At 42.3% G+C, this 25,291-nt stretch carries 29 protein-coding genes and 1 pseudogene; 10 read left to right on the top strand and 20 right to left on the bottom strand.

The genetic code is table 11. The features are described from left to right. Positions 1 to 88: 88 nt before the first annotated feature. The 8 genes from ACHHZ6_RS22740 to mobH form a co-directional block, all read right to left on the bottom strand. Positions 89 to 715: a TraE/TraK family type IV conjugative transfer system protein gene (locus ACHHZ6_RS22740; protein ID WP_007372225.1), complete on the bottom strand. Its 627-nt coding sequence runs from the start codon at positions 713 to 715 to the stop codon at positions 89 to 91. Beyond that, the gene (traL, locus tag ACHHZ6_RS22735; RefSeq protein WP_007372224.1) at positions 712 to 996 is read right to left on the bottom strand and encodes a type IV conjugative transfer system protein TraL; all 285 of its coding nucleotides are present in this window, start codon (positions 994 to 996) and stop codon (positions 712 to 714) included. The genes ACHHZ6_RS22740 and traL overlap by 4 nt, the downstream gene beginning before the upstream one ends. A 49-nt stretch (positions 997 to 1,045) precedes the next feature. Beyond that, positions 1,046 to 1,864, bottom strand: coding sequence for a thioredoxin domain-containing protein (locus ACHHZ6_RS22730; protein WP_007372223.1), 819 nt, complete (start codon positions 1,862 to 1,864; stop codon positions 1,046 to 1,048). Beyond that, entirely contained in the window at positions 1,861 to 2,154 is a 294-nt protein-coding gene (locus ACHHZ6_RS22725) for a hypothetical protein (protein WP_007372222.1), read from the bottom strand. The genes ACHHZ6_RS22730 and ACHHZ6_RS22725 overlap by 4 nt, the downstream gene beginning before the upstream one ends. Before the next feature lie 84 nt (positions 2,155 to 2,238). Then, entirely contained in the window at positions 2,239 to 2,889 is a 651-nt protein-coding gene (locus tag ACHHZ6_RS22720; protein ID WP_007372221.1) for a DUF4400 domain-containing protein, read from the bottom strand. After that, entirely contained in the window at positions 2,874 to 3,260 is a 387-nt protein-coding gene (locus ACHHZ6_RS22715) for a hypothetical protein (RefSeq protein ID WP_009654243.1), read from the bottom strand. Before ACHHZ6_RS22715 ends, ACHHZ6_RS22720 begins: the two co-directional genes overlap by 16 nt. A 2-nt stretch (positions 3,261 to 3,262) precedes the next feature. Further along, a complete protein-coding gene (gene traD, locus ACHHZ6_RS22710; protein ID WP_007372220.1) occupies positions 3,263 to 5,239 on the bottom strand; it encodes a conjugative transfer system coupling protein TraD in 1,977 nt (658 codons plus the stop codon). Next, entirely contained in the window at positions 5,232 to 7,934 is a 2,703-nt protein-coding gene (gene mobH, locus ACHHZ6_RS22705; RefSeq protein WP_395123065.1) for a MobH family relaxase, read from the bottom strand. Before mobH ends, traD begins: the two co-directional genes overlap by 8 nt. A 149-nt stretch (positions 7,935 to 8,083) precedes the next feature. On the opposite strand from mobH, the gene ACHHZ6_RS22700 reads away from it, so the two are divergent. Continuing rightward, entirely contained in the window at positions 8,084 to 8,653 is a 570-nt protein-coding gene (locus tag ACHHZ6_RS22700) for a hypothetical protein (protein ID WP_016241589.1), read from the top strand. A 22-nt stretch (positions 8,654 to 8,675) separates the two neighbouring features. Beyond that, entirely contained in the window at positions 8,676 to 9,575 is a 900-nt protein-coding gene (locus ACHHZ6_RS22695) for a DsbA family protein (protein WP_016241590.1), read from the top strand. A gap of 39 nt (positions 9,576 to 9,614) precedes the next feature. On the opposite strand, the gene ACHHZ6_RS22690 is transcribed toward ACHHZ6_RS22695, so the two are convergent. Continuing rightward, positions 9,615 to 11,090, bottom strand: a complete 1,476-nt coding sequence (locus ACHHZ6_RS22690) for a UvrD-helicase domain-containing protein (protein WP_007372217.1) — start codon at positions 11,088 to 11,090, stop codon at positions 9,615 to 9,617. Between the two features lie 175 nt (positions 11,091 to 11,265). Between ACHHZ6_RS22690 and ACHHZ6_RS22685 the strand changes: the two genes are divergently transcribed. Next, positions 11,266 to 11,553 carry a DUF1294 domain-containing protein gene (locus tag ACHHZ6_RS22685; protein ID WP_007372216.1) on the top strand — a complete coding sequence of 96 codons (288 nt, stop codon included), beginning with the start codon at positions 11,266 to 11,268 and terminating at the stop codon, positions 11,551 to 11,553. Between the two features lie 48 nt (positions 11,554 to 11,601). Here ACHHZ6_RS22685 and traA read toward each other — a convergent pair whose 3' ends face one another. Continuing rightward, positions 11,602 to 11,937 carry a TraA family conjugative transfer protein gene (gene traA / locus ACHHZ6_RS22680; RefSeq protein ID WP_007372215.1) on the bottom strand — a complete coding sequence of 112 codons (336 nt, stop codon included), beginning with the start codon at positions 11,935 to 11,937 and terminating at the stop codon, positions 11,602 to 11,604. 261 nt (positions 11,938 to 12,198) lie between these two features. Here traA and ACHHZ6_RS22675 point away from each other — a divergent pair, with 261 nt between their 5' ends. Beyond that, positions 12,199 to 12,771: a phospholipase D family protein gene (locus tag ACHHZ6_RS22675; RefSeq protein WP_016241591.1), complete on the top strand. Its 573-nt coding sequence runs from the start codon at positions 12,199 to 12,201 to the stop codon at positions 12,769 to 12,771. Between the two features lie 35 nt (positions 12,772 to 12,806). Here the strand turns inward: ACHHZ6_RS22675 and ACHHZ6_RS22670 are convergent, their stop codons facing one another. The 7 genes from ACHHZ6_RS22670 to ACHHZ6_RS22640 form a co-directional block, all read right to left on the bottom strand. Next, positions 12,807 to 13,499 (bottom strand): hypothetical protein, encoded by a 693-nt coding sequence (locus tag ACHHZ6_RS22670; RefSeq protein WP_016241592.1) that lies wholly within the window; start codon positions 13,497 to 13,499, stop codon positions 12,807 to 12,809. Positions 13,500 to 13,557: 58 nt separating this feature from the next. Beyond that, positions 13,558 to 14,886 (bottom strand): hypothetical protein, encoded by a 1,329-nt coding sequence (locus tag ACHHZ6_RS22665; RefSeq protein WP_007372213.1) that lies wholly within the window; start codon positions 14,884 to 14,886, stop codon positions 13,558 to 13,560. Between the two features lie 232 nt (positions 14,887 to 15,118). After that, positions 15,119 to 16,198: a restriction endonuclease gene (locus tag ACHHZ6_RS22660; protein WP_007372212.1), complete on the bottom strand. Its 1,080-nt coding sequence runs from the start codon at positions 16,196 to 16,198 to the stop codon at positions 15,119 to 15,121. Between the two features lie 459 nt (positions 16,199 to 16,657). Then, positions 16,658 to 16,966, bottom strand: coding sequence for a hypothetical protein (locus ACHHZ6_RS22655; protein ID WP_016241595.1), 309 nt, complete (start codon positions 16,964 to 16,966; stop codon positions 16,658 to 16,660). Beyond that, positions 16,963 to 17,598, bottom strand: coding sequence for a hypothetical protein (locus tag ACHHZ6_RS22650; protein ID WP_016241596.1), 636 nt, complete (start codon positions 17,596 to 17,598; stop codon positions 16,963 to 16,965). The genes ACHHZ6_RS22655 and ACHHZ6_RS22650 overlap by 4 nt, the downstream gene beginning before the upstream one ends. A gap of 6 nt (positions 17,599 to 17,604) precedes the next feature. Beyond that, positions 17,605 to 18,333: a signal peptidase I gene (lepB, locus tag ACHHZ6_RS22645; protein ID WP_007372211.1), complete on the bottom strand. Its 729-nt coding sequence runs from the start codon at positions 18,331 to 18,333 to the stop codon at positions 17,605 to 17,607. Positions 18,334 to 18,337: 4 nt separating this feature from the next. Then, on the bottom strand, positions 18,338 to 18,754 hold the full coding sequence (locus ACHHZ6_RS22640; RefSeq protein WP_016241597.1) for a hypothetical protein: 417 nt from the start codon (positions 18,752 to 18,754) through the stop codon (positions 18,338 to 18,340). Between the two features lie 170 nt (positions 18,755 to 18,924). Between ACHHZ6_RS22640 and ACHHZ6_RS22635 the strand changes: the two genes are divergently transcribed. The 3 genes from ACHHZ6_RS22635 to ACHHZ6_RS22625 are packed head-to-tail and all read left to right on the top strand — an operon-like array spanning position 18,925 to position 21,815. Continuing rightward, on the top strand, positions 18,925 to 19,695 hold the full coding sequence (locus tag ACHHZ6_RS22635; RefSeq protein ID WP_016241598.1) for a hypothetical protein: 771 nt from the start codon (positions 18,925 to 18,927) through the stop codon (positions 19,693 to 19,695). A 6-nt stretch (positions 19,696 to 19,701) separates the two neighbouring features. Next, complete coding sequence (locus ACHHZ6_RS22630; RefSeq protein ID WP_007372209.1) at positions 19,702 to 20,817, top strand: toxic anion resistance protein; 1,116 nt, start codon at positions 19,702 to 19,704, stop codon at positions 20,815 to 20,817. A 23-nt stretch (positions 20,818 to 20,840) separates the two neighbouring features. Then, entirely contained in the window at positions 20,841 to 21,815 is a 975-nt protein-coding gene (locus tag ACHHZ6_RS22625; protein ID WP_016241600.1) for a hypothetical protein, read from the top strand. A 37-nt stretch (positions 21,816 to 21,852) separates the two neighbouring features. Here the strand turns inward: ACHHZ6_RS22625 and ACHHZ6_RS22620 are convergent, their stop codons facing one another. From ACHHZ6_RS22620 to ACHHZ6_RS22610, 3 genes are all read right to left on the bottom strand, one after another. After that, positions 21,853 to 22,041 carry a hypothetical protein gene (locus ACHHZ6_RS22620; protein ID WP_007372207.1) on the bottom strand — a complete coding sequence of 63 codons (189 nt, stop codon included), beginning with the start codon at positions 22,039 to 22,041 and terminating at the stop codon, positions 21,853 to 21,855. Positions 22,042 to 22,076: 35 nt separating this feature from the next. After that, positions 22,077 to 23,267 (bottom strand): hypothetical protein, encoded by a 1,191-nt coding sequence (locus tag ACHHZ6_RS22615; protein ID WP_009652915.1) that lies wholly within the window; start codon positions 23,265 to 23,267, stop codon positions 22,077 to 22,079. Positions 23,268 to 23,379: 112 nt separating this feature from the next. Further along, positions 23,380 to 23,778, bottom strand: coding sequence for a hypothetical protein (locus ACHHZ6_RS22610; RefSeq protein WP_016241897.1), 399 nt, complete (start codon positions 23,776 to 23,778; stop codon positions 23,380 to 23,382). Positions 23,779 to 23,938: 160 nt separating this feature from the next. Between ACHHZ6_RS22610 and ACHHZ6_RS22605 the strand changes: the two genes are divergently transcribed. From ACHHZ6_RS22605 to ACHHZ6_RS22595, 3 genes and pseudogenes are all read left to right on the top strand, one after another. Continuing rightward, positions 23,939 to 24,445, top strand: coding sequence for a hypothetical protein (locus tag ACHHZ6_RS22605; protein WP_007372203.1), 507 nt, complete (start codon positions 23,939 to 23,941; stop codon positions 24,443 to 24,445). 468 nt (positions 24,446 to 24,913) lie between these two features. Beyond that, positions 24,914 to 25,162: pseudogene (locus ACHHZ6_RS22600) on the top strand (transposase); the annotation flags it as partial. Positions 25,163 to 25,226: 64 nt separating this feature from the next. After that, positions 25,227 to 25,291, top strand: a 65-nt coding sequence (locus tag ACHHZ6_RS22595) for a hypothetical protein (RefSeq protein ID WP_223277046.1), incomplete at its 3' end; no start/stop codon positions are given.

Genomic DNA, 25,291 nt, shown 5'->3' with positions numbered 1-25,291 from the left:
GGCACATCCGTTTTGTTTACTGATTGCTGATTTATTAATCTCTCGCTTAAAGATTTATATCTCGGTTAAATCAACTAACGAAATTCTGTCAGGAAGTTCGAGCTGCCGAAGATTTCTGCCTTTGACCTTTGTGTTTATCTTCTTCACTTGGCAGCAACGGTTTGCCACTCTTTATCTCAATGAACGTAATAATGGGCCGGTAGCCTTTTACGTTAACAGTAATCTCGTAATAGACTGGCGTGGTCGATGGTTTGCCGGTGATACCTTCGAGAGTTTGGTTACCGGTGACATAAAAAGTACCAACTGCTAACGGGTCGGTGATAACCCCGACCGGATTAAAAGAAAGCGAGATTCGGTCGCGCTTAATTTGGTCAATCTGGTCGTCCATTGCTTTCATAACTTTTGTGTAAATTGAAGCGTCAAGAAACGGGCCGATAGAATTCTTGAGTAGATCTAAAGTGGCTGGGTTAGCATTTCCAAAACTGTCGGCTATATATAACGCCCATGCCTTCATATAAGAGCTGCTGGCGGCTTTTTCATCCAGCCAGGCTGTTTCTGTAAGGTTTGGCGGAATAATAGTGATGGGTTGTGTTTTGGCTAACAGAGCATAACCAAGTACAAGGTTTGCCAGAATCATTGAGGCAGAGATTAACTTGAAACTTTTGTTTTCTAACTGAAGTCCAACTAACCCTTTTTTGAAATTATGGATATTCATACAATAAACTCCCGGTCGAAGGATTCAGGTACAAAAGTGCCACCACCGAATGTGACTCCGAATTTCCAGTAACAGAGGTGCATAAAATATTTCTCAGAAGCTCGCGCCAGAAAACCGCCATAAACACGTGAAACTACAACACCCAGAATTATCATCGGTAATAATCGTCCAGTGATAATCCCAACCGCGAGAGCAACGAAAAATGGCATGGCTTCATCAATCGACCAAAAAAATAACTTTGGTGGTTCGTCAATCGAGTGAGAAATATAAACAGGTTCCATGATGACCTCTCATATGAATTTTTTCAGATTTATTGACGACAAAATGCGCCTATTTCTGACCAGAGCCTGCAAGCTGAGCCATCATTTGCATAAGGCCTGCTCCATCTACTGCGCCCTGAACAATGGCTGACTTATCACCGTAGACAACAATGTTTGTAGGGGTCTTTTGGATACCAAGCTGACCTGCTTCACGAACGTCGTCGGCTATCTTGCTGGACGGCCTGGCCGCATTGATACATTCAAGTAAGCGGTTCGGGTCTAAACCAGTTTCGCGGGCGATTTGGTCTAGCGGTGCGCTAAGACCGTGCCCGTCAGATTGGCTGTAGCGGAATAACGCTTTAGATAACTGGAAGAAAGATGGATTTCCTCCCTGCTCAACAGCACACTCCGCTGCTAAAGCTTCAGTACGGGAAGCCTGCCCGTGAACAGGAACATGTTTGAAAACCATCGCAATATTCCCTTGTGATGAATCCACGAGATCCATAACGATTGGGAAATGTTGTTTGCAGTACTGACATTCAAAATCGGAATACTCAATGATATAGAACTGAGCATCCGGGTTCCCATAAATACGTTCGTTGTCCGTAGAAGGCGCATAGGCGGTATCGGGTTTGTTTCCAGTCCGGTAACCGACATTGGATTGTTTCTGCGATTCAGGTTTTAGGCCCGCTGCATTAATGTATTTTGCAAATGCGTCCAGTAGTTCGCTTTTGTTGTTTACTACGGGCTTGTGAGTCTCAGCAACGATCGCTAGGTCATTAAGAAGTTGGGACTGTCTATCGATTTGGTAAGTAAAAAATGCAGCCGTGCTTACCATAACCATGAGCGGAATTCCAAATATAAGAGAGTTCAAAATGTTCTTTTTCATTTGTAGCCTCTTGATTGCTGCAATTGTTCCGGCGTATAGATTTCGTTTGGCTTTTGGACTTTGACCTGAGACGCCTCAGCAGCTTTTTGCTTTTTAAGATAGGGCAGTATGATTTCAGCCATGTCTTTGTTCAGGACATCCCGTGACTGAGGGTAAGTTGATGCCGTGATCTTCTGATTGAGGATACGGATTTTTTCTGGGACATCAGAAATTAGCAAATAGCTAATCATCCCTACGGTAAACGTCAGGCAGAGCAGGGCAGAAAGAATAAATGGTTTCGAATTAGTCATGCATCACCTCGCACAGCTAATTTAACAAACATGAAATATTGAGGAAAAAGAAAAGCACCGCAAATTGAGGTGCTTTTCTTAAGGTTAAATACGTTTTGGTAGGTTTGAAATAAGTAGAGATGAACCAATAGGAATCATTACTATCATTATGAGTGCCCCGATCATTGGAGGCACAGGTAACGGTATAAAAAGCGACAGGAGAACGCTATATACACCCCAGCCAATCAATACCATGCTACGACGGTTAAGAAACGGACTGGCATATCCAAAGTTATATCTTTTTGCCATCCACCGCATTACCCCTGCAAACAGAGACGGGATGATGACCACGGCCATGTACGGTAACCAATACATATCAAGTGTTAAACGATACATAATCATGTAGAGCCAATAATTCAGGTTCTCGGCAATGTTCTGGAAAAGCCCAACAAAGTATTTCAGTGGCCCGCCGTGGTTGGCCATGTCGCTGGGAGGAAGCTGGTAAAAATCCTTTAACGCCTTATCAATCCCCGTATTTACAAATGCTTCAGTATAATTGTCGCGAGCCTTTTGCAATACCATGACGAAATCTTTTTCGCCTATCATTTTATGACCCCATGCGATTTCTTTCAGAGCATTAGACTTAAAATACTCAACCGGAAAGAAGACAGAGATAAAAAGGAGAATCGTCGAACTCCAGATGATCAGTGTCTTTATCGTCTTAGGCCACTTTTCCTCATTCAACTTATCAGACATTCGATATCCCCAATCTTCGCCTTCCTCCCAGCCTGGATAATCAGTTCGTTGGTTAGCTTTCTCGGGAGATTTATCCGTGAAGTAATTTCACAGAAATTCAACGTGTGTTGAAGTTCCCGGCAAACGAACAAGCCAAGCTCAATGATATAGATCGCAAGCCGCTCCCAGTCATTCAGCTCCTGCTCGTTGTCCTGATGATAAGCTTTGATAGCGGAGCTCACTGCTGCACCAACGCGTTCATCAGGAGTAAGGGTTTTCAGTAGAGCTAACATTTGCCCAGTGATGCCATCAACACATGGCCAGATCATGGTCAAACCGTCATATGAGGCTTGATCATCTTTACGCTTTAATAGAGTTTTGGTTTTAATCATATTTACCCCTCGGCGCTGATACGTGATTTTTCACCACGAACCTTTTGTTGACGTTCGTAGATTGAAAGGTACTTTTTAGCGATAGTTCGGACATCGCTTAACTCGGACTCATTCCTCGGCATTAATATGACGGGGACTTTACCTTTTACTATTTTATTAGCCTGATTTATGGCCATGCATTCGAGGTTGGGTAACCAACCTAGCAGTTGAGATTGAAATAACTCGCCTTCTTCCTCCATCAATCGTTCCCCGACACTGCCGGTGATTTGTTCAGGATCTGCACCTGCGCTGGAGCCATGACCACGCATAATATATTTGAACTTTGTCGGTGGTACTCGTTTCATGACTGCTTCCTGGGCATCAGGATCTGGTGTGCGTAGCGCCGTAAAGTGGTTCGTATTGGTTATAACCTGCTTCATTTTGGCTTCTGAACCGAGACGGGCTTCGAAGTCGGAAGTCGATTGCGACGAAATAAATAAGCGGAACCCAGCACCACGGGTTTTATTCAACATTTTAATAACTTGGTCATTAATAACTTCAGCTGCTTCATCGATTAACACCATTACAGAAGCCAAGTCCTGACCACCAGGTTTTAAAAAATTGTACACAGTCGAGCTAACAGATGTTATATCAGACAGGAAAATAGAACCGACCGCAGATCCAGTCTCAGCATCTGCAAGGGAATTTAACCCCAAATACAACATTCCCCCGGTAGTGATGATATCCTGAATATTCGAAATTGGACGAGTATCATTCAGTTCATCTTCATCAGCACTGTCAGGGGATAACAACTCTGACATAAACCCTTGAGTTAGTTGACTAAGAATTGGCATCACGTTCAGAATCATTTTCTGGAAGTGTTCGCGCTGATGACCGAACATATCAATACCGGCTTCAATTGAAGTATCGCCTTTCCCTTTATTACCTTTAATGTCATTTCGGTAAATGTCTGCACATATTTCTGCTATTTCTTTTGGGCCTTTAATTTTAGACGAGTAACGGTCAATTTTCGCCTGTAAAATAATGTCGAAATCGGACTCTCCTAAAGTCTTGTGGCCGAATTTAGTGATGGCCATAATCAATAGAGATGCTAATGAAGAGATGTCAGCACTCAGTTGTGATTTAATATTGCGTAAAGTCGGTTTGATTTCACAGATTTTCATCAGCTCAACAACCGTAGTTAATGACATAATACCAAATGAAACAAACGGATCGCTCGTACTATCAGCACGTTGAATAACCGATGTAATTCTGTTAGCTACCTCGCCAGCCTGAGTGTAGTTAGTAATTGGAGATATTCGAGCTGATTTTTCAGGATGCGCCAATGAAACGTAATTATATTTCGTTGAGCGATCCACCAATTCCAGACAGAACTTCATCCATTCAGCCAGTTCTTCATCATTTTTGGGGTCAATGAGGATTAGTGGTTGTTTTTTTAGTGCGGCTTGAAGAATAAGTAGTTTAAAATATGTTGTTTTGCCTGAGCCGGTTGTGCCAGTTATAAGCGTATGCAACGATAAAAGTTCTTCAGAAATTCCGATCCATTCGTTTTTTTTACCTAGCGCATGAATCCAGCCGAGGCCCATAAAATTTTTGGATGGTTTGGCTACAAATTTCTTTATGTCACGCTTTATCAACTCAGATGCCAGTTGACCCTCATTCTGGCCCCACTCAAAGCCTCTGCAAATAAGATAGCTGTCAGGCTCACGAATCATCTGTTCGATAAATGATTTCATGTCCATTACGAGTGGTTTTGGTTTTCGCTTCAGGCGGCGTTTGTGCGTATAAATATCCCATGCTGCCGGGAGACTACGAATACCATAAGCAGCCTGGACTGCAACTGAGAGGTAACAGGGTAGAGATGGCATGTTAAACAGTGTATTAACCCCGATAGTTGCGGCTATACCTGCTGTCCAACCAAGAGTCTCAAGGCCTTCAAAATTTGTGCGCCAACGTAAGTTATATTTCCACTCACTCATCTTTATCCACCATTTGATTATGCATTCGTTCACTATTAGGAAGAATGTAGTCAACACCGGTCTTTGAATAGAAATCAAAGTGCATCAGCATAATCTTCTGCAATTGAGTAATATCAATGCCGAGTTCATCCGCAATACGTCGCTTTAAGGCAACGCTTACGGCAATGACAGGCTCTCCAGAATAGGTTCGCTTCAGCATACCTTTTGAAATCATTTCATTGCATAAATCTGTAATGTTGTAATCTTTATCAGAAACATCAGTTAAAGCAGAGTAAAGCAGATCGTTAAACTTCCCATCCATCAGCAAGTCGATATCATTATTAAGTTCTTTTCTGAGATATAAGCACTTCTGAGTACGATGGAAATAATACTGGGCTGGGGCTTCCATAAACCTTTGCCATAACCAGTTGGAGTCCTGAAGCAGAGCATAATTACGCTCATCAAAATCTTTATCAATAGCAATGATTAAGTGGCCTGATTCAATGAAAAGATCGTCTGAGTGGTCGGTAACATATTTAACGAGAAATTCTTTGGCCGCTTCAAGACCAGATACGTATAGCTGACTAAATTTATCGTAAAATTTTACGTTAGCCGGTATGTTGGCCGAAGTATCCGCATGAGCCGAGTAACCAAAATCGTTATCAGCTTTCACGTCATCCTGCCACATGGAATCATAATCTTCGTAAATTGAATAATCATCAATTACCTCACCAGACTGAATGCCGGTATCGACAGCATCCTGGTGCAGCTGAATTTCCTTTAATGCCTGACGGGTAGGTGAGGGCTGGGTCTGATCCAATGCATCGCTTGAAGTTGGTTCGTTGCTATTATACGAGTTGATGATTGAATGAAACTCAAGGGTTTCGTTCAGAGTTTTATGGTTTGGTTCTTTTATAAGTGAACTGGGTACAGAGAACTCAATCTCTGTTTGTGCCGATGCCAGGGTTTCTTTGAGGGAAAGACGGCGCTTGGGTTCATTATTCTCCGACACTGGCTTTGGTTGATTATCTTTGAGCCCTTTTGATTCCCCGCTGCCCGCCAGCTCAGTTGTTGGTGAATTAGTGTCATCCAGACAATCTTTTTGATTTTTGGTACTGGTATTTCTTTCCTTTACACGATTGTAGTCCTCATCAGAAAGCAGATTGAGCTTATGCAGCAGTTCGTGGGCGTTTTCCGGCGTAACCTGTCGGTTTCCAAAAATACTCTCCAGTGGAGATTCCTGTTCATCAGCAATGATTGTTCCGCCCTGTAAAACTGAGCGGTCGACCTCATTCGGTATTCCGGTTGACGGAACCGGCTTCTGACCAATGTAGGGTTCGCTTTCGACGAGTTTTGGCTGGTTTGGCCTCCCGGTCAGGTATTCCACCCATTTACCTTCAATACGGATGCGGCTGCTGCATGGTAGAGGGTCAACAGTATCGACAAATAGTACTTCTGGAGATATCAGAAGGATGCAGCTCAACGCAACTTTAGGGTCTTTGCTTTTTCTTGAACTTTTATCATTCAAGATATGAGGGGCAATACGCCAGTATGCAGTGTCATCGTCCTGGTGAACGTTTGGTCGACAGAGATGATAACTTAGCATCAGGTCAGCCAGACTATTCTGGGTTTGTGGAATAACAGCGCCGGAGTTCCTAACGGTCTCAATAATATCCTTGACCGCAACACCCCAGACGATGAATACGCCATAGGTAGTCACCCATACAGGGCTTCCTGGCTTGTTGGGAATCCAATCTCCTTTTTTCAATCTATGGCGCATGGCATCAACTACACGCTGAACCGCAGGTACACCTGACTGGCTTGCACGAATCGCATCACCGGCGTATTGCCGCATATCATAGTTAACGGATGCTGAGTCGGCGGCCTTAATGGTAGTGAGGATCTTGTTTTTAACGTCCTGACCACTGATTTTTTCTGCATTGAGCTGCGCACTGGCATTCAGTGCCCGGGTCAATTCATTGAAAATATCATTCCCGCCGTTAAGAAGGTAAACATGCATTTCTTTTGGCATGATCATCAACAACATATTGCTCGTGCTGGAGGTATGCTGGCGGTGACGGCCTGGTTTCCATACAAGATAGTATCTTTTTACATTGTTCTCTTTTGCCCAGACATGGATTGGTTCATGGCCTGGAGGCCAGTGAATTTTCCCGTCTTCGTTCCATACTTCAAAATCGGTAAATGGTTTCCCGAGGTCATGAAGTAGCCCACCAGCTGCGACTGCAAGTCGCCATGCTAATGCACGATTTGATTTATGTACGGGAACCGCCATTGAATCAAACTCGATGTTTTTAGAACGCCGGATACACTGGAAACACACTTCCAATGAATGACGCAACAATCCGGTTGCAGCACGGTGATGATGGTTTTCGGATGCCGGGAAGAGGTGAACAAAGTTAGCGAAATTTATCAGCATAGGAAGAATAAGCTGATTAAACTCAGAGTCCCTAATATCCAGTTCTCGTTTAATCGCCATCACAAGTGGTTTCTGGTAATGACGTAATACGTACTCACCCGGTACTTGAGCCGGGAATCCGATTTCGCTTGCCGGATAGCGCATATTATCTCGTGATGAAATGAGTTTCCCGATTTCTTCATCTACTGACATATCGATTTCGTCACCGAATAGATCAGTGGTAGCCTTTTTGTTATCAGGCAAAAAAGTATTCAGAATATTTTTAATGTGTCTCAGCATTAAAATATTTCTCCGGTTAAGTACCTTGTAAGTTAACCGATTGAGAAAAAAATCGTGCTGGAAAATGACGACGTTTTGTCTTCATAAAACATAACGTCAAGGGTGAGAAATTAAGATAATGACGTTGCTATCCAATTGGAGACTAAGCAATGAAATTGGCGAATAAAATTGTTTTGCCCCTGCTGGTGGTTATTACCGGCGTAATCACCAGCGGTTGCAGTGGGACAGGTAAGCCACAACGTACTTACCTCGACGAAACGCGCAATCTCCCCGCCAGGGCCGAGTACCCCTACCAGTATCAGTACTCCGAATCCTGGCGTGGTACAGAACGCGGTGGCGCGGCTATACGTTACCCTGGGTATGAGCATACGCTCGTGAGTCCGTATGCCATCAATGATCCATCCGGGAAGCGATATGTGGCACATGACAATTACACCCAGGTCTTGCTCACTTCAGTGGCAAACACAAAGTATGCCAATGGGCCGCGTGGCACGTTCACACAGACCCCAGCATTTTGCGGGGAAAATACCTTTCTCCTTCCTAATAACACACAGAACGCCAGTAGGGCTGAATACCTCCGTATCAAAGATAAATACTGCTCAACACCTGGCTATCGGTTAAGTGCCCACGAATTAAATGTGCTTTCCAGCGGTGAACCGGAAGAGCTGCGGAAATATCGAATTCAGATGCAGATCGATAACCAACAACCTAAGTCCTAATCCATCAAAATGCGAGGGTACAATGGATAAGCAAAGAAATGAAAAGTGCAGTTCTGGAAATAAAACAATTTTTGCCTGGGCCGGGGGAATCGTTGTTGTAATCGGAATGGTTTGGTTGATGGTAATTAGTTTTATCTCGTACAAAACCCAGGTGATGACCAATCAACTGCTGGATAAAATTAGTACATCGCTGGCCAAGAACCCCGCAGTTCAACAGGGAGTGAACGGAAATATTCAGGACGAAGTAAAGGGTGCTCTTAAGTCTATCGCCGACCAAAAGCTCGCGGAAGAACGAAAGGCACTCTATAAAGGCTGGGACAAAGCAAATAAAAATACTGATGGCCGTTATATCTATGGCGAGCCTGGCGCTCGGTTTTCGTTGATCAACTATGAAGATCTGGAGTGTCCATTCTGCAAACGCTTCAAAGAAACGCCGAAGTATATCGTTGATACCGCGACAGCCGGGGCTGTTAACTGGGAATGGCGTCATTACCCTATGTCATTCCATGAGCCGGTCGCATCGAAGGGCGCAGCTGTTGCTGAGTGTATTGCGGAGCAGAAAGGGCCGAGTGCTTTCTGGGCCGTTACTGATTATTGGTTTAACCATACTGAAACAAACGGTAAAGGTTTTAAGGATGCGGACAGCATCCCAGCACTGTTTGAGGTAGACCAGGCGAAATTTGATACCTGTATGGGCAGTACTGAAGTGATTAAGCGCATTAAGCAGGATATGGAGGCCGGTTCAGCTGCCGGTGTTGATGGTACACCAACCACGATTGTGCGTGATAATGTCACCGGTAAAGAAGTCTCTGTTGTAGGCGCACAGCCCTTCTCAAAATTCGTTGAAGTGATCCAGTCTATGGTTGTCGATTCTCAGAGAGACACATCAGGCGAAGCCTCACCAGCTCAACAAGATAAATAGAAATAAAAAAGAGCCCTGAATTAACCAGGGCTTTTTTTGTCAGATTATCACTACTGAAACATTTCGCTCAATACGACTTCGGTATTCTTCTAATAGCTCCATTAACGAAGTATTGATGTTTACAGATTTCTTGGTTCTGGTAATAGTTACGTACAGCAGATTAAGTTCGTCAATAATTACTTCCCGTGGCTTCTTCATCACAACGGCTTCTATAATGGATGGGAAGTCGTCATTGATGATGACATGGTCAAATTCCTTTCCCTTCGAGGTATGGGCTGTGGTAACAATTAAATCAGCTTCCTTTTCTGTTCTGGCTTCATTCATCCTCATGGTCTCAACCATCCCGGGGATATCAGCATAGACTTCCATTAACTTAATCGCCCGCACCATGTCCACGTCCTTGGTGGTTTCTGCGATCTCTAAAAAATTTGCCCAGTTCCCGTATTCCGTAGTGATACGGTTATTTTTAATAGCAGCAATGTTACCTGTTTTTAGCGCATGTAAATCAAGGAGCTCGTCGAGACGGTATTTTGAAATACCTCCATTCCACATCACCCGTTTGCCCCACATAATCGACTCGTAGGCAGATTGTATGACTCCCATGTAGGTGCGGCTGATGATGGCGTAAAAGTTTTGATCCTGTATCGCCGATGGCTCAACGATAGCATCAAGACTACCCAGGCCTACCAAGGGGAACGTTTCACCCTTCATTGACAGCACAACGTTGGCCAGTGCTGCAACAAGAGGCCCAAACCGGAATGACTTAGTCAGGCGCATAACCTGAGCCCCGTGGTCTTCAACAATCTCAAGGGCGTTTTCCGCACCGCGCCAGCGGTTTATCACTTGGTGCTGGTCGCCGACAAAAACTTTGCAGCAGTTGTTTCTAAGAACGATATCGATCGTTACCGGATTTGCGTCCTGCGATTCGTCGAAGAGAATGACATTGTAGAACTGGTCTAGGGCTGGGTTCGATAACTGGAACAACTTGAGGATGGTATTCGGTGAGCAATAGGCATCGTTGAGTGGGTCAGATTGCATTTGCCATGTACGTTTTGCTGCACGTAGCGCTTGATCCAACCTGCTTTGAGATATTTTATCGGTTTTACTTAAGTCTTTAAGTACGTGTTCAGTAGTAATTTCGTGTTCATCTGAATTCATGAAATGGGTAAGCCCATTTATTGCAAGCTTAACCACTCTCCAGTCATCTTCACCCATCATTGCGCGGTATTCGCTCACGGATATAAACTGTCTGTATTTATGAGCAAAGTGTTTGTACCGGGTCACGGCCAAACCATGAGATGTTTTACACTCGACGTTTTTTGGGAATTTCTTTTTTGCATCATCTTTAATAGCTTTATTAAAAACGATATAGAGAATTTTGAGTGAGGGGTTTGCATCCGCGAATTCTTTTAGTGTAAAGGTCTTACCAGACCCCGCGTATGCCTGTACTGAAACAATACTGCCAGGTGTAGGTTTGAAACCTATGATCACGTTCTGTTCATCAGTTACCGGCATCAGAATTACCTTTATGTTAGATATCGTTTCATAGTACCTTTTGACACGGCGCGAATGATTTAAAAATGGGGGCAAATTGTACCCATTTTTAAGAATACAAATTTATCTGTTCATGAGTAATACAATAAGATAGTACCATCAAACTATTACTGCGGCCCTCAACAGGAGGTAATCTATGTTTTATTTATCGTCCTTTGTCTGGATGTCAATCTGGAGTCTGATTTCGATTTACATCTATTACAAAGATAAAAAGGCCGCGACTGCTGGCGAGTACCGTGTGGATGAACTGACGCTGGATGCGCTCATTGTGCTGGGCGGGTGGCCAGGTTGTTTCATTGCTCAACGAATGTTTAAACACAAAACACGCAGTGCTTACCAACGTCGGTTCCGGGTTATCGTTGCGGTCTGGATAGTTCTTTACATCGGATTATGGAATTTTCTATGGGCGGGAAATAAAATATGAAGATGTAAAAAAACCGGCCAGAGCCGGTTTTTTTTACATCCATGATGGTTACATGAATGCCGGTAAAGTGGTTTGCACTGCGTGGGATGCGGCCATCATGCCATTGATAATGTCCGGTGAGTAGTACAGGGAGATCGCACCACCAACAGCAACCGCCAGTGACATCAGACTCTGACGTACAACAGCAGCTGCGAGACCAACCAGAACGATAAGACCGATCAGCACCTTACCCAGAGAACCCTGCATGTAATCAGAGATTTTGAGCCATACATCGTCAAAACCTGCCTGGGTTGAACCAGAAGCGTGAGCGGTAACAATGGCAAGAATCAGAATGCCGGTGATCACCAGCGGGGTTTTAAACTTCTCAAATTTGATAGCGTTCATTTAAACATCCTTAATAACGAGTTTTAATAATTTCGATCTTTGGATGTTCTCCAGCTATTTAACGAGTTTGAGCCGGGAACTTTATTAATATAAAATTTGTTTTGTTTGATTTCATTGTTAAAGCAGGGCGTTATACAATAGCAATGTGTGATATAAGGTGACATTTATCCGTGTCTATTAACATATATGAAAATCTGGATGAAAACTTCTTTTTGAGTATGAAAGCCAACTTTACTAGTGTCACATTTAAACGAGGTGGATATGTTGAAATCAGAGGTGTTGGTCAGTACGTTGACATCGTTGGGATTATTATTTTTTTCTACTTTTGCACAGGCTGATAATCCAACAGAAGTAATGCTACCGGCTGGTGGCGTTAGAGTCGTTGTCGGATTTTCACCTGAAGGGTCTGCACAGAAAGCAATACTGGATCTGATCAATTCAGCTCAGCAGGAAATCCGTATGGCGGCATACTCTTTTACGTCACCCGTAATTGCGAAAGCATTAATTAATGCTCACCGAAGGGGAGTAGATGTCAGGATCGTAGTTGACAAAGGGCAAAATAATAACCGATATGCAGTCTCGACTATGAATACAGTAGTTAACGCGGGCATTCCGTTACGGACGAATGATCAATTTCTTCTGCACCATGATAAGTATTTGTGTGTTGATAGGATATCTGTTGAAACCGGTAGTTATAATTACTCAAGTTCGGCTTTCAATAAAAATAGTGAAAATAGCCTTGTACTTTATAACGCACCAGATGTTACAGCGCTGTATCTGGCCCACTGGGAATCTCGTTGGACTGGTGGTGTGGATTACATACCTAATTATTGAATTTTAATCAGGGTTCGGGATGAACCCTGATTTTATCATTTAAGAAACGCTTCAAGTTCGTCCATATCCAGGTCGTTATAAAATGAACGCCAACCTTTACGGGCTAAATTCGGATGCAGCATTTTGATGTTGCTTAATGGCATAATGCTGCTTAGTCCCATTTTAATAAAGTATTCATATACCAGGCGGCTGTACCGGTCAAAATCGGTAAGCGGTCTCGACAGAAGGTATGCTGCCTCTGACATAGTCAATCCCTGTATATGCAACCTGTAACCCAGCAGACGGCTGCATGTATCGCGCATAACACCGCGTGTTAGCGGGAATAACTCATCACTTACAAGATGTTCAGGTAAGTGAGTTCTCGGGCACTGAACAGGATTTATACCCCTGATATAGCACTCATCATTCTCAAGGATACAAAACTGGGGTTCCGGGCCGGAAAAAGAGTTACCAAGAAAGCCGCAGGGATCGATCACGCCACCACCCTTAAGTGCTATCCATCCGTACTGAGTTTCAGTGACTTGGTATAACCCACGATCTCCTGGATTGATGCGTTCTTTGACCTTTTTTCGACGTGTTCCTATAGTAGCAGTTCCGGCAATTACTCCCTGATCTACCAGTGCTCGGCATACGATGTAGGATCTCGCCTCTGACCATTCAATCCAGGGTAAACCAATGTGGTAACTGGTCGAAACCAGCCTTAAGCCGTCGATGCATGAATCTGTCATGTAACTTCTCCCGAAAAAAAAGCGCACCAAAGATGCGCTCGTATTTTCAATTCAACAGTCAGGCTTTGGATTTTTTGGCCAACTTGTCCGTTTGCTTAGAAAGTTCCTTTTTTGTGAATTTGAGGGAATCGGTTCGTTTATCAGGATCGCCAACAGCCTGAAGAATCAACGAGTAGGAGTTTTCGCCATTGAGTACAAAGAGGTCGGTTGCCTGCGACCATGCCCCCTTGTTTTCAGAACGCTGTACCCGCAGGATATTTCCTGGGAGGAGTGAGACTGACCAACCTTTTTCATCAGAAAGGTATACGTTGACCTTACCTTTCGATGGTAACAAGAATACTTTTGATGAAAAGGTTGAATAAACGAATACCGTATTTTGTCCCTGCGAATTGTATTCAACAGTTTTAAAGTGCCCACTATAGTCCAGGTCAGCGCCAGTAAGCGCATTCTTCTCCTGAACAACAAACTGTTGGGCTGTATAGCCTTCTGATGCTGCTTTATAGTCTGACGTAGCAGTAGTTTTAGTGGGTTCCGTATAACCGAACTCAGCTGGGTCAATTTGATGGCCAGAGGTATCTTTAGTGATGTTTTCAACACCTGCAATATCACGTGTGGTAGGTGATGGCGGTGTTTGAACCGGGTTGGTCTGCGCCGCAGCGTGTTGATTTGGTTCTGCTGTAACTGGAGCTGAAGCCGGGGCTTCACTAGTGGCCCCAGATAGTGCTTTTTTAGCGATTTCCTGTGCAGGAGTTATCTCAACCGTTCCAGGTTGCTCTGCGTTTTGTGAAACCTCGCTACCGTCAGTAAACCCAGGTTCAGCCTTAATTGAGTCAACCAATGACTGCGTAGCAGGATCTGACTTAGATACAACTGGTGAATTTGCATCCGGGTTAGCTGGTGGCGTGGTTGTGGCCATTTTTAGCATCTGATCGCCAAGATTATCAGACGATGCAGGGGAAACACCGGCGCTATCTTGCTTTGTGACAGTAGGTTCACTTTTATCATCATCAGGGGGCGCTGATGCGGGTTCCTGTTCATTATTTGTGATAGGAAGTGTCAGTGTTGGCTGAGGCCCAGCCTCATCGGTATCAAGGTCATCGTCATCCACATCGATACCATGTTGTTTTGCAATATCCGGGTTAACGCTGATCCCACTCTTTGCAACTTCGACGATAGATAGGTTCGGTTCTTTGTCTGGTTTACCATTCATTAAAATAAATGCGCCTAATGTGCTTACCGCAAAGATACCGGCAACCAGGATACTCAAGGTTTTTTTAGAAAATCGCGCCTTAACACTGGGGGTTTCATCTCCAGCATTCTGCGCTGCGCGTTCGCGTAATTTCTCCTGGCCGTATTCAGCACTTGTGCCACGTTTTTCACTCGTCATTGAAAACCTCGTTGATCACTATTCGTTCTGGCCGAAGCCCCAACTCACGGTGTATATGAAAGTGAGCATGATATGGAAAGCCCCATAATCGCGTGAGATGGTTGCCCCGGAATTGATTAGGAAAATATGCTCTCGCGATAATAAACGGATTATATCTTGAGGGAGGTAGCTCTCGAAATTTTGCGGCCTGAAAACGACCGCAAAATGAGATGGTTTTCTTGAAAATAGATTTCTAGAGGTTACGGGTTCCTTTACAAATTGGGTAAGCCGAGCAACCATAGAAATAATTTCCATTCGACATTCTTCTAACCATTTTGCTATGGCAACGGGGACAGCTAGGTATGACATTAAGATCGTATATTTGATTCTCACCTGGACCAACATTTATTATCTCAGTGGCAGGCGGGGGGATTTCTTTATCCTTGATTATTTTCAGAAGTCTGGAACCATCGATAAGCGATAATGTTCCTTTAACATTTGCGCTAAGAGCGAATTCCCATGCATCCTGAGTAAAGAACCCAGAGGTGATGATATAACCCCGCTCATATGCATTGGCTTGCACTACACCGTAAATTTCGCGGACTACCGAGACTCCTACTTTGCTGGTTTTCCATAATTTGCACTGTACCATTTCGCGGCGACCATCTTTTTGCAGCAGAATGTCGACTCCGCCGTCAGCTCCTGTATTAGTCAGAGTTGCTTTGTAGCCATTGAGTTCGAAATGCAGTCTTATAATCTTTTCGAATTGCTCCCATGTCATATTCGAGAGAATTTTCTGGGAATCATTTCCATCCTGAATGGAGGAGTAAATTCGACGTACTTCAGCAAGTTGTACATTTTTTAGCAATGTTGCGACAAACATCATCATCGAAAGGGTTAGAGATGCGCCTCGAAGGATTTCAGGGAGTATGTTACTCACGCCTACAGCAAAACGATTCATTACGAGTGCTAGGTCATCAGTACTGCTTGCAATAAACTGATAATACAAATCGCCTGGAACGTACACATAATTAGTAAGAGAAAGAATATATAGCAAGCAGGAAATCGGGAAGCCGATATACCACCGGAAAAAATAGGTTTGCTGGCTAGCACCACTGTTTCTCCATGACTGGATATTAAAAATAACGCCGAAGACTTCCTTTCCTGTACGGGTCATCGACATCTGGAGAGACAATTGTGTAATAAAGAGGCCCGCAATGACCAACGGGCCATCATGTAGAAAGAATAAAGCTAATGACGCTAGCAGGAAAAAGCACCACTGGAATTTGGCGCATCGGGACATTCCTTTTGCTGCCAATTTTCTAAAAACCATATGGTCACCATTCATTCAGAATTAATTCTAAGAAAGGTGCGCCTCAGTATCCCATTACAGTTATCAATGAATACATCGTAAAACATGACTGATAAACAAATCAGGGCAAATGTATAAACGATGATTTCTTCAACATATGGAAAATCAGGGTAAATCGCACCTAAATAAATTGCTGACAGTACAAGATACCCACCCCACAATTGGAACAACCGTGGTCTTACTAACAACCATGTGAGTAACGCCAGTACCACTAAGTTTGCAATGCCTATGGCGTTGATCGTCTTTATGGAAGTGAGCGGCACAAAGTACAGAACGCAATAAACGCTACATATCAGAATCACAATGGCGTAAATCACAACACGCTGGAGTAGAGAGTTCATGGTTTCCTCATACACTTTACAGGCCTGTATAACAGAATACCACCGTGTAGCGATTGACGAAGCATATCAGTGTATCTAGTTAATCATTCTCATCTCCCTCACAAGCAATTTGGCTCGGCATCCAATAAGGATGATTTGAAGTCTTGACGTAACTGAACACCATTCTGCATGGAACGCTCGTTAAGTTCGCAACTATCATACTTCTGTCACTGTTTTCAAGGAATTCAGCGCCAGAAAGTTCATTTTCATTCCAGAGACCAGCATTAGAAAGGGTTGCCATCGCATCTGGAAGCGCGTTTATTGCCTTGGTTGCGGGAATTGGTAATTTATCCCGACTTCCACAACCCAGGATAAGGAAGCATAAAAGAACAGTCGTGATAGATTTCATTCTCTCTTCCTCATTTTGGTGTTGTGGGTATTAAAGAGGTCGATGGCTTCAGTTCCCGTGATGGGTATCCAGTAAGGAGGGATGGCTGGAGCCTCATAAAATGGAATTCTCCCGCAGCCTGCTACGGGTAGAGAACAAACAAACAGGATTTCGTCGAACTGGTTTTCAAGTGCCCACAACTGGCTGTACCCAACTAATCCATTTAATTTTGCTTCATGGTGAATTTTCAGAATCGAAAATACAGCCTTCGCAAAACCAAATGGTGGGTTACCAAAGCGTATTGGATCGATACCCAGCGATGTCAGTGCAGACTTCGATATATCATTAAACCTATTGAATAGCGCAGAGCCATGTTCATGGTCTGTTCTTAGGGCAAAAGGAATAGTATTGTCGGGGCTAATTAAGCATTGCTCTTTGAATTGACGGAAACCAGACACACGTTGGATATGGCATTCGACTGATCGCAGAAACAAATCAGGCACACAAAAATCATGAGCAGTAAAACCTTCGAATCCTTCATCGTTACAGAGCTGGTTTGTTAACCTGAACCACAATTGGTAGGCAGATAGTACCTCCTCGTAAGTGCTTCTGACCTCCACATTATTGGTTTTGTAAAAGGTTTCGATCATCATGACTGATTACCTTTGATGCGGCTGCTGTCGTTGTTTAATGGAACGGTCACCTGAATCCCCACGCGCCAGAAAGCCTAAATTGACGATCCTGAAATTTACTCGCCCTACGAGACTATCATGGGGAATGAGACCTCTGAGGTTCCTAGGTGTGCCAGGGGGATTGTCCCAGTAACGGGAATCAAGTGAATGGTCTCGGTTATCACCGGCCATAAAGTAGTATCCTTCGGGAATGATCCATTTCTTACCCGTTTTCACGTAGCCGATACGGTTATCTGTCTGGAAGATATAACTTTGACCGGCAGTGTCGGTATCTGCCTGGTATTGAGTAGTAAAACCATCTTTTTTAATCTGGTTTCCGTTTTGTTTACCGTTTATCGAGAAGATTTTCTCTTCGTTGTATGTGACGGTATCGCCAGGAATACCTAATACGCGTTTGACATAGTAAACGCCGGGAACAGAAGGGGCGTTAAAAACGAGTACGTCCCCACGCCTAATAGCGCGATGATCGAATAAACCACCTACACGCTGAGCGATAACCAAGTCTCCAGGTTTTATAGTTGGGTACATGGATTCTGTCGGGATCAGGAATACACCGCCGAGAAACTGAAAGGACACAATAACCGCAAGCGACAATGAGGAGGAAACTATCAACCAATGTTTTGGACGACGAGACCTTATCAGCTGATAAGAGAGGTAAAGTGCAGAGATGATAAAAACAATAATTAACGGTTTCATGGAGTTATATACCACGCTTAATATTTTTTGCGTAATTAGAGAGCGATTTACCCAAAAACAGGTATACGAGACAGGTGAAAAGGTAAACAAAATGGATGCTGGTGGTTTTTTGGGCTAAAGTGAAAAATTGGTTCGCCTGCCCACCAGCTAATGTGTAATTGAGTTGAACTGTTGGTTTTTCAGCATCGACATAAAAACTTCTAGTTTTCATGAAGGTTAACGGCTTGAAAAATACTTTATAACCAACTCGTGCATAAATTGTGCATGTTGTAATGGTTATTACCAACGGCACATAGAATGGAATAATTGTATTGAGCCAGCACAATAATGACCACACCAGCACTGAATCCAGTAGAAACCTGGCAATAGAGTTGGCCTGCGTTCTGCCCGCTACCACCATAATGGGTATAAATTTAACCATGAAATCCACCATAGTTATACTTGTTTACACCATCTTATAGACAGACAAATTTTCTCCGACTTTTTTTGAACGCAAAACGACCCCGAAAAACGGACATTATATGGTCAGGAATTTCGATAGTTTAAGAGAACATGGTAAATTTTTTCTATCGAAATTTGTGGAGAATTGAAATGAGCAGTGATGCCACTAAGATGGTTGAAGCCTTTGTTAAAGACCCATTAAGTTACGATAGATTTGGGCCAGAGCTTATTTCAAATCAAAAATGTGTCCTCAACATCAATGGGCATGAAATGTCAATTGATGAAGCAGTTAAGATGAGTGATATTGAAAAGTCGCTCTTAGATGAAATTTACCATCTCATAGACGCAATGACAAAAGCGGAAGTCAATTTCTCAAAGGGAAAAAAGAATCTTTTTCGTCGGATGTTCGATCATTTAACAGGTTCCGAAATCTTACGGAAAGCCCAGCTAGATATTTATAACAAAGTAGTTATGAAACTATGCGAACGGATACCTGATCATTTCAAAATGCTAACCGCTCATGCTGAAATCACGAAGGGTTTGGAGGCAATCTATGCGCAAGATATTCATCAGCTAGAGGTTTTCATAGATGTTGTTGAGTCATATCTGAAAAATAAGAACGAGTGTGACTATAGTGTCACAAGCAATGAATATATGGCAATTAACAGGCTACGGATAAGAGTTAATAACTTTCAGGGAGTTCTTGTTGGTTTAAAACTAAGTCAGGTTCAAGCACAAATGAGCTATGAAACAGCTGTCGATGTAAAAGATAGCCTTCGAGATATTAAAGATAATTTATTACCTATGTGGGAAGGGCAGGCTAAGAACATCAACGCCAGTGGTGTTTGTAGTGGTATTGATGAAGTGGCTCATGAAAAATTCAAGAAGCTGGTCAATAAATTAAATAAGAACATAAGGTGAGATAACATGAAGATCATAAATAGTATTGATATATTAGATGTCAAAGTGGCTAAGGAATTTGATAAATATGCTGTTGATGTAAGTATGGAATCATCAATAAAAGATGCAGTCAGATCTTTCCAGATTGGTGATATTGATGCCGCGCATAACTTTGGACGATTGGAGGACACTACTGATATTAATTATCTTGATAACCTCCTTCTCAGCGTCAGCTCATCATCTCAGGGCAAGAAGGGAGAGACTCTGAATGAGATTGTTGCACTGGCTCGTGAAGTCAGTAATGCAGTCGAACCAAGTTATCTTCAAAAGAAACTGTCACGGATACCGTATGTTGGGCCTTTCATAATGAAAGCCATCGGTCTTCATTTTAGTGCAATGTCAAGATTTGATTCAGTTAAAGGACAAATCGATATTTTAACCTCGGATATCGAAAGCATATCGGAGGGGTTGTTTGAAATGAATAAAAATATTGATGGAATGTATGACCAAGCTTTAACTAGTGTAAAAAATACAGGGGTTAACATTGTAGCTGCCTATTACATTCTGGAGAAGTTACAAACAGTTCAGGCTTCTATTCGTAAGGAACTAAAAAATCAGCCTGATAATACCATGCTGAGCATGGAAGCAATGAATATTGAACATCAAATCGCCCTCATAACAAAACGTCGAAATGACATGATCACGGAACAACAAAAGGCATTTGAAGACCTAAAGATGATGAAAATGATGAAGTTCAATAACCTCTCGATGGTAGACCAGTTTGAAACTATTATTAAAGTAACGATACCATCTTCTAAACGCAGCCATCTTATTATTGACCAGGCCGAAAGGAGTGATAAAAGCTCATTACTGATTCAGGCAATTGGTGATTCTGTAAATCAACAAGCCAGACGTCAAGCTTTGTTAGTAAAAGAGAGCAGTATTCGTGTAGCCAAAACAGCTAATCGTACTGTATATGATGTTGAGACAATTGATTACATATCAAACCAGATCAATGAGGCCGGTCGAGAAATTAAAAAAATCCACGACCGAGCCAAGACGCAACATACCCAGCTTGAAGCTCGCGCAGCGCAATGGAAGGAGAAGCGTTTTATGGTAGCAAAAGAACTGTCTTCCAAATAATAGTTAAATTTAGAGGATGTGCTATGGCTAGAATCAGACAAAGTAATCCATATGATGATGTTGAGAATGCTATTAGACGGAAGCGTGATAGAGCTATATATTTTACCTTAGCTATATCTCTAATCTTCGCTATTATATTTCTAATATTATGGTTTTGTATTCCATCAGACATGCCAGTAGATGAGCAAGTCAAACAGGTTTCTGACGATATATTCAACATTCTACGCTCCAATGAGTTAGTTCCTGAAAATGCTTTTGATACGATAGGATCATTTATTTCCATATATGGAAGAGTTGGTGTGGGTGTATGTATATTGATTGTAATACTAGGGGCAATTATTAATGGGAATGGTTTACAACTTGAGATAATGACAAGTTGCATAGTATTGTTTGTAGGGTTTAATTTATTTATTGCTGCATTTGGTGATGAGCCTCATAATTATAAATACAATACCGACAAAATAAGTACTGCTATGAAAACTGGAGACTTGGACTCTTTGTATGAAATCTATGGAGACAGAGGGAGTTTACTAAGAAAGTCAGTTGAAAAAGCACTTGCAGATCCTAAACCAGCTACTGCAAAAAAACTGGGAGATATCGATGGCCTGTTACTCAGAGGTGTAATAATTACTGCTGAAAAAGTATCTGATAGCAATTATAAAAATCATCTTGGAAACTTGGTTTTGTTAATGCCTGAATATAAAGAGGATAGTGTCAAAGACAAAAACACACTGTTTGATTCACAACTTTATAAAGCTATTGATTACCATATTTATGACATTGGTTACAAGTCTGGTGCGCTTGCTTCAAATCCTCTTTCTGCTTGGAAGTCGGGAAATGATCTTAAATCCAATTATATTAAATATATTATAAAAAGTACTGCTCTAATATTTTTTATACTTGCCGTAATTTTTGTGGTGATTATACTGCTGACGGTTAGAAATGGCCGTAGGCTTACTTATTTGATAGAGTCTAATATTAAATATCTGTCGAAATAAAATAAAACGCCCTTAAGGGCGTTTTATTTTTGTGTGCTTATTTACCATCCGTTTCATCATCTACTTTCTGAGTCATGATTGGAGGCGGCGCTTCATTATCAATTTTCCTACGGCCTTCATCGCTGAAGAAGATTTTCCAGATAAAGTGCCCGACAAAAAGGATTCCGCATCCTATAATCAGCGCCCAGTCGAAAGTGTCAAATGGTCTGTTAAAATAATCAAACATATAGTTCTCCAGGGTAGAGTTCGTGACTAAGCCCGTTAAACGTTGTGTGGATAATTGCTCCACCAGACCGGGCAATGCAATTCATTGTTTTTTTCAGACCATCCGGCATCTATGAGTAATCTCTTCACAAAAAATGGCTGGTTTCTGAAGATATCTGTAGAAATTGATGTAGCTTTAATGACACTTCCTTTTTCACCAGGTTTTGTTGGTTTCTCGTAACGCGTTATACCGATATGCTGTAGACGTGACCTAATCGCGCCATCTGTCCTATTCATTTTCTTGGCAATCACTTCTATTGAACGATGCTCAGATAGAAGTGTAATTAAAAACTTATAGTTTCCACATACCCATTTGGCTGGTTTTTGTGGTTCTCTTTGGTTCCGTTCAGGCACTGATCTTTCCTTAATTTGTTGTGGTTTTTCACTATCACAATCAATGTCAGTTCTGGCCGGGTAATTTGAAATGGTTTTATCTGGTACGGTTTCATAGATAATTTCATTAAGCACTATATGCTTGCTCCACCAATCTGGGGCGGTAAGGTCGAATCCATCAATGTGCCAGCCGAATTCGATTAGTGGCAGGACATCAAGAAAACGTTTTTTTGATAATTTCGCAGAACTTATTTTTTTATTTAACCATATAACCGTACTAGATGAATCGTCTTCAGCGCCCACGGTAATCATTCCAAGCTCTATAAGTTGCTGAAGAGTGGATTGATGGCTTCTTAAGGTAAGCTCGGCAAGTGCCGTTTTACTGATACCATGTTGTATCGCCTTAAGTAAGACCCGAGTATCGTCAGGAGTCCACGGTTTACCGGTAATGAGGTGTGAAGATGTTTTCTTATGTAGCTGATCAGTATCCTCATCTTCGGGTACTAACAGGCTTGTGTTTCTTGTTCGCCACCATTCTGGAGAGTACAGAACATTTTCACCATTTATGCAGTGTGCTACCCATCCATTATCTAGCAGGGTTTTAAGAGTTATACCTGAAGCTGGTTCAGCCGGTGGCACTCTGATTGAAGAGTTAGGCTTGAGGGTAATTTCGTTAGGCTCGGAGAGATTTTCTCTTATGAGAAGGTATAAATCCAACTCGATACATCTTAACTGGATTATCCTTTCATTGTATCCAAGAATGGACGTAAGCGCTGCAAATGAGTAACCATCCTTAAGCCCTTTTATAAGCTTCAGATCTTCAGCTGGTGACCATGACGGTAATTTCTTCTTCATTCACTTGCCTTAGAGTGAACTAAATATTTCTGATATTACTTGTAAATCAATAATTCTTGAATCGAGAATGGGGGCGTTTTGAGGTGTATAAATCGCACTTAGACTCGACCATTTAGTATCCGTGGTTGAAGAGCTCCTCAACTCCAGCATTTACGACATCCTGGTTTCCAGGGATGTAACGTGGCCAGCCTTCTACCTCTTTGATGTTCTTAACGATAACTCCTTCGAAGCCAAATTGATCTGCCGATATATCAACAATATGGAATTCATCGTTGTTGGAGATCTCACACCAGTAATGACCGAACCCGCCATACATAGTGAATAACCCGCCGTCAGATTTCCCATCGCCACCTCTAATCACAGCTGATAACCCTTTGCTATGTGCCAGACGAGCTAATAGCAGACTGGCAAATAGGCATGTGCCCGTTGTGTCATCGGTATCACAGTCAGCGAGGATACCGTTCAGTAATGCCCGTGCTTCAGTCGCAACATCATTAATGAGGTTTTTCATCAGGGTTACTTATCGCAAATCGGTTTCAGGGGATTCTGCCAGACAGGCCGTAGCGTGACAATTTTTTATGACCCCAATAGGGGGCGAAATTAACGGGTCTTAGAATTTCGTCACCGATGAATGTTGCGTTAATCTTTTTTTATATAAAGAGGAGCTAACCATGAATAAAATGAAGTACAGTGCAGTATTGAATGAATGGAATTTTAAGTATGATTCTGCTGAAAGATTCGGTGACTCACACTTTCTTTATATCCATAATTTCATGAACGATCAGAGCCAGTTACTTGGTATTATCATAGCTGATTTTTTGAAGGTTCCTCAGATAGAACTTCTTCCTATTCAGACCGCCATAGATAACCTTGTAAGGTTATTAAAGGTTCAGACATCCAGGTCGTTAACGTCTGATGAGGGTGTTGATCTTGCTCAATTCCTCACTCAGTACCTCAGACAGACACAATCTTATGCTGCGGTTTCAAGTATGTGTCCGGTTGGTCAAAAGTTGAATTTTTTCCTGAACATCTACCCAAGAAAAGGTAATAAAGAGTTTTCTTTTCGATTATTCGCAATCACCACACTCAATGAAATTACAAGCGTGTCTGAATTTGTTGAAATGGCACATAGTACTCAACAAAGTGATCTGATTAATAATCCTGGTTATTTTGTTTGATTACTAAATAATTCCATATTGAAATCATTAACCATCACTTAACAGTGATGGTTTTTTGTTTTATTTCAATTATCTTTTTGTTCGATATGACTATCTGCTTTTTATAATCTGATTTCACTTACTATCATGCTGATACTACTAGGTAAAATGGTCGTGATGACTTTAATTCATGCTATTCCATTGAGATTTGTGTTTACAATCAATAAAAATATTGTTAATAAAATGTAATCCTTAACATAAATCAACATGGATATGGAACCTACACTACAATGGCAAAGAAAAACATACATCAGGAAGAGATTGTATTCGCGAAGAAACAGCTTGTTCTCCTTGCAACATTAAAAGGGAAGGTAAGTGAATTGATTCTAAAGTGGGAAGGGAACATTGGAGCTGAGACTCCTGACTTGAATCGCCACGGGTTTAACAGACACCTCAGAGTCATTTAAGATGGCTTAAAGAGAGGTGCCCATGAGCAGTAAGCGTTATCCCGAAGAGTTTAAAATTGAAGCAGTCAAACAGGTTGTTGATCGCGGTTATTCTGTTGCCAGCGTTGCAACACGTCTCGATATCACCACCCACAGCCTTTACGCCTGGATAAAGAAGTACGGTCCGGATTCTTCCACTAATAAAGAACAGTCAGATGTTCAGGCCGAGATCCGCCGTCTTCAGAAAGAGCTGAAACGGGTTACCGACGAACGGGACATATTAAAAAAAGCCGCTGTAGATTCAATTGGTCAACGCAACAGTTATGTGAAAACATGGGGTTGCGGAGGTTTTTTGAATGAGACGAACATTTACAGCAGAGGAAAAAGCCTCTGTTTTTGAACTATGGAAGAACGGAACAGG

Origin of the sequence: Enterobacter cloacae complex sp. 2024EL-00214 (assembly GCF_043945575.1) — a bacterium.
In the GTDB taxonomy this organism is placed as follows: Bacteria; Pseudomonadota; Gammaproteobacteria; order Enterobacterales; family Enterobacteriaceae; genus Enterobacter; species Enterobacter cloacae_P.
This window is presented reverse-complemented; position numbering and strand designations above follow the sequence as displayed.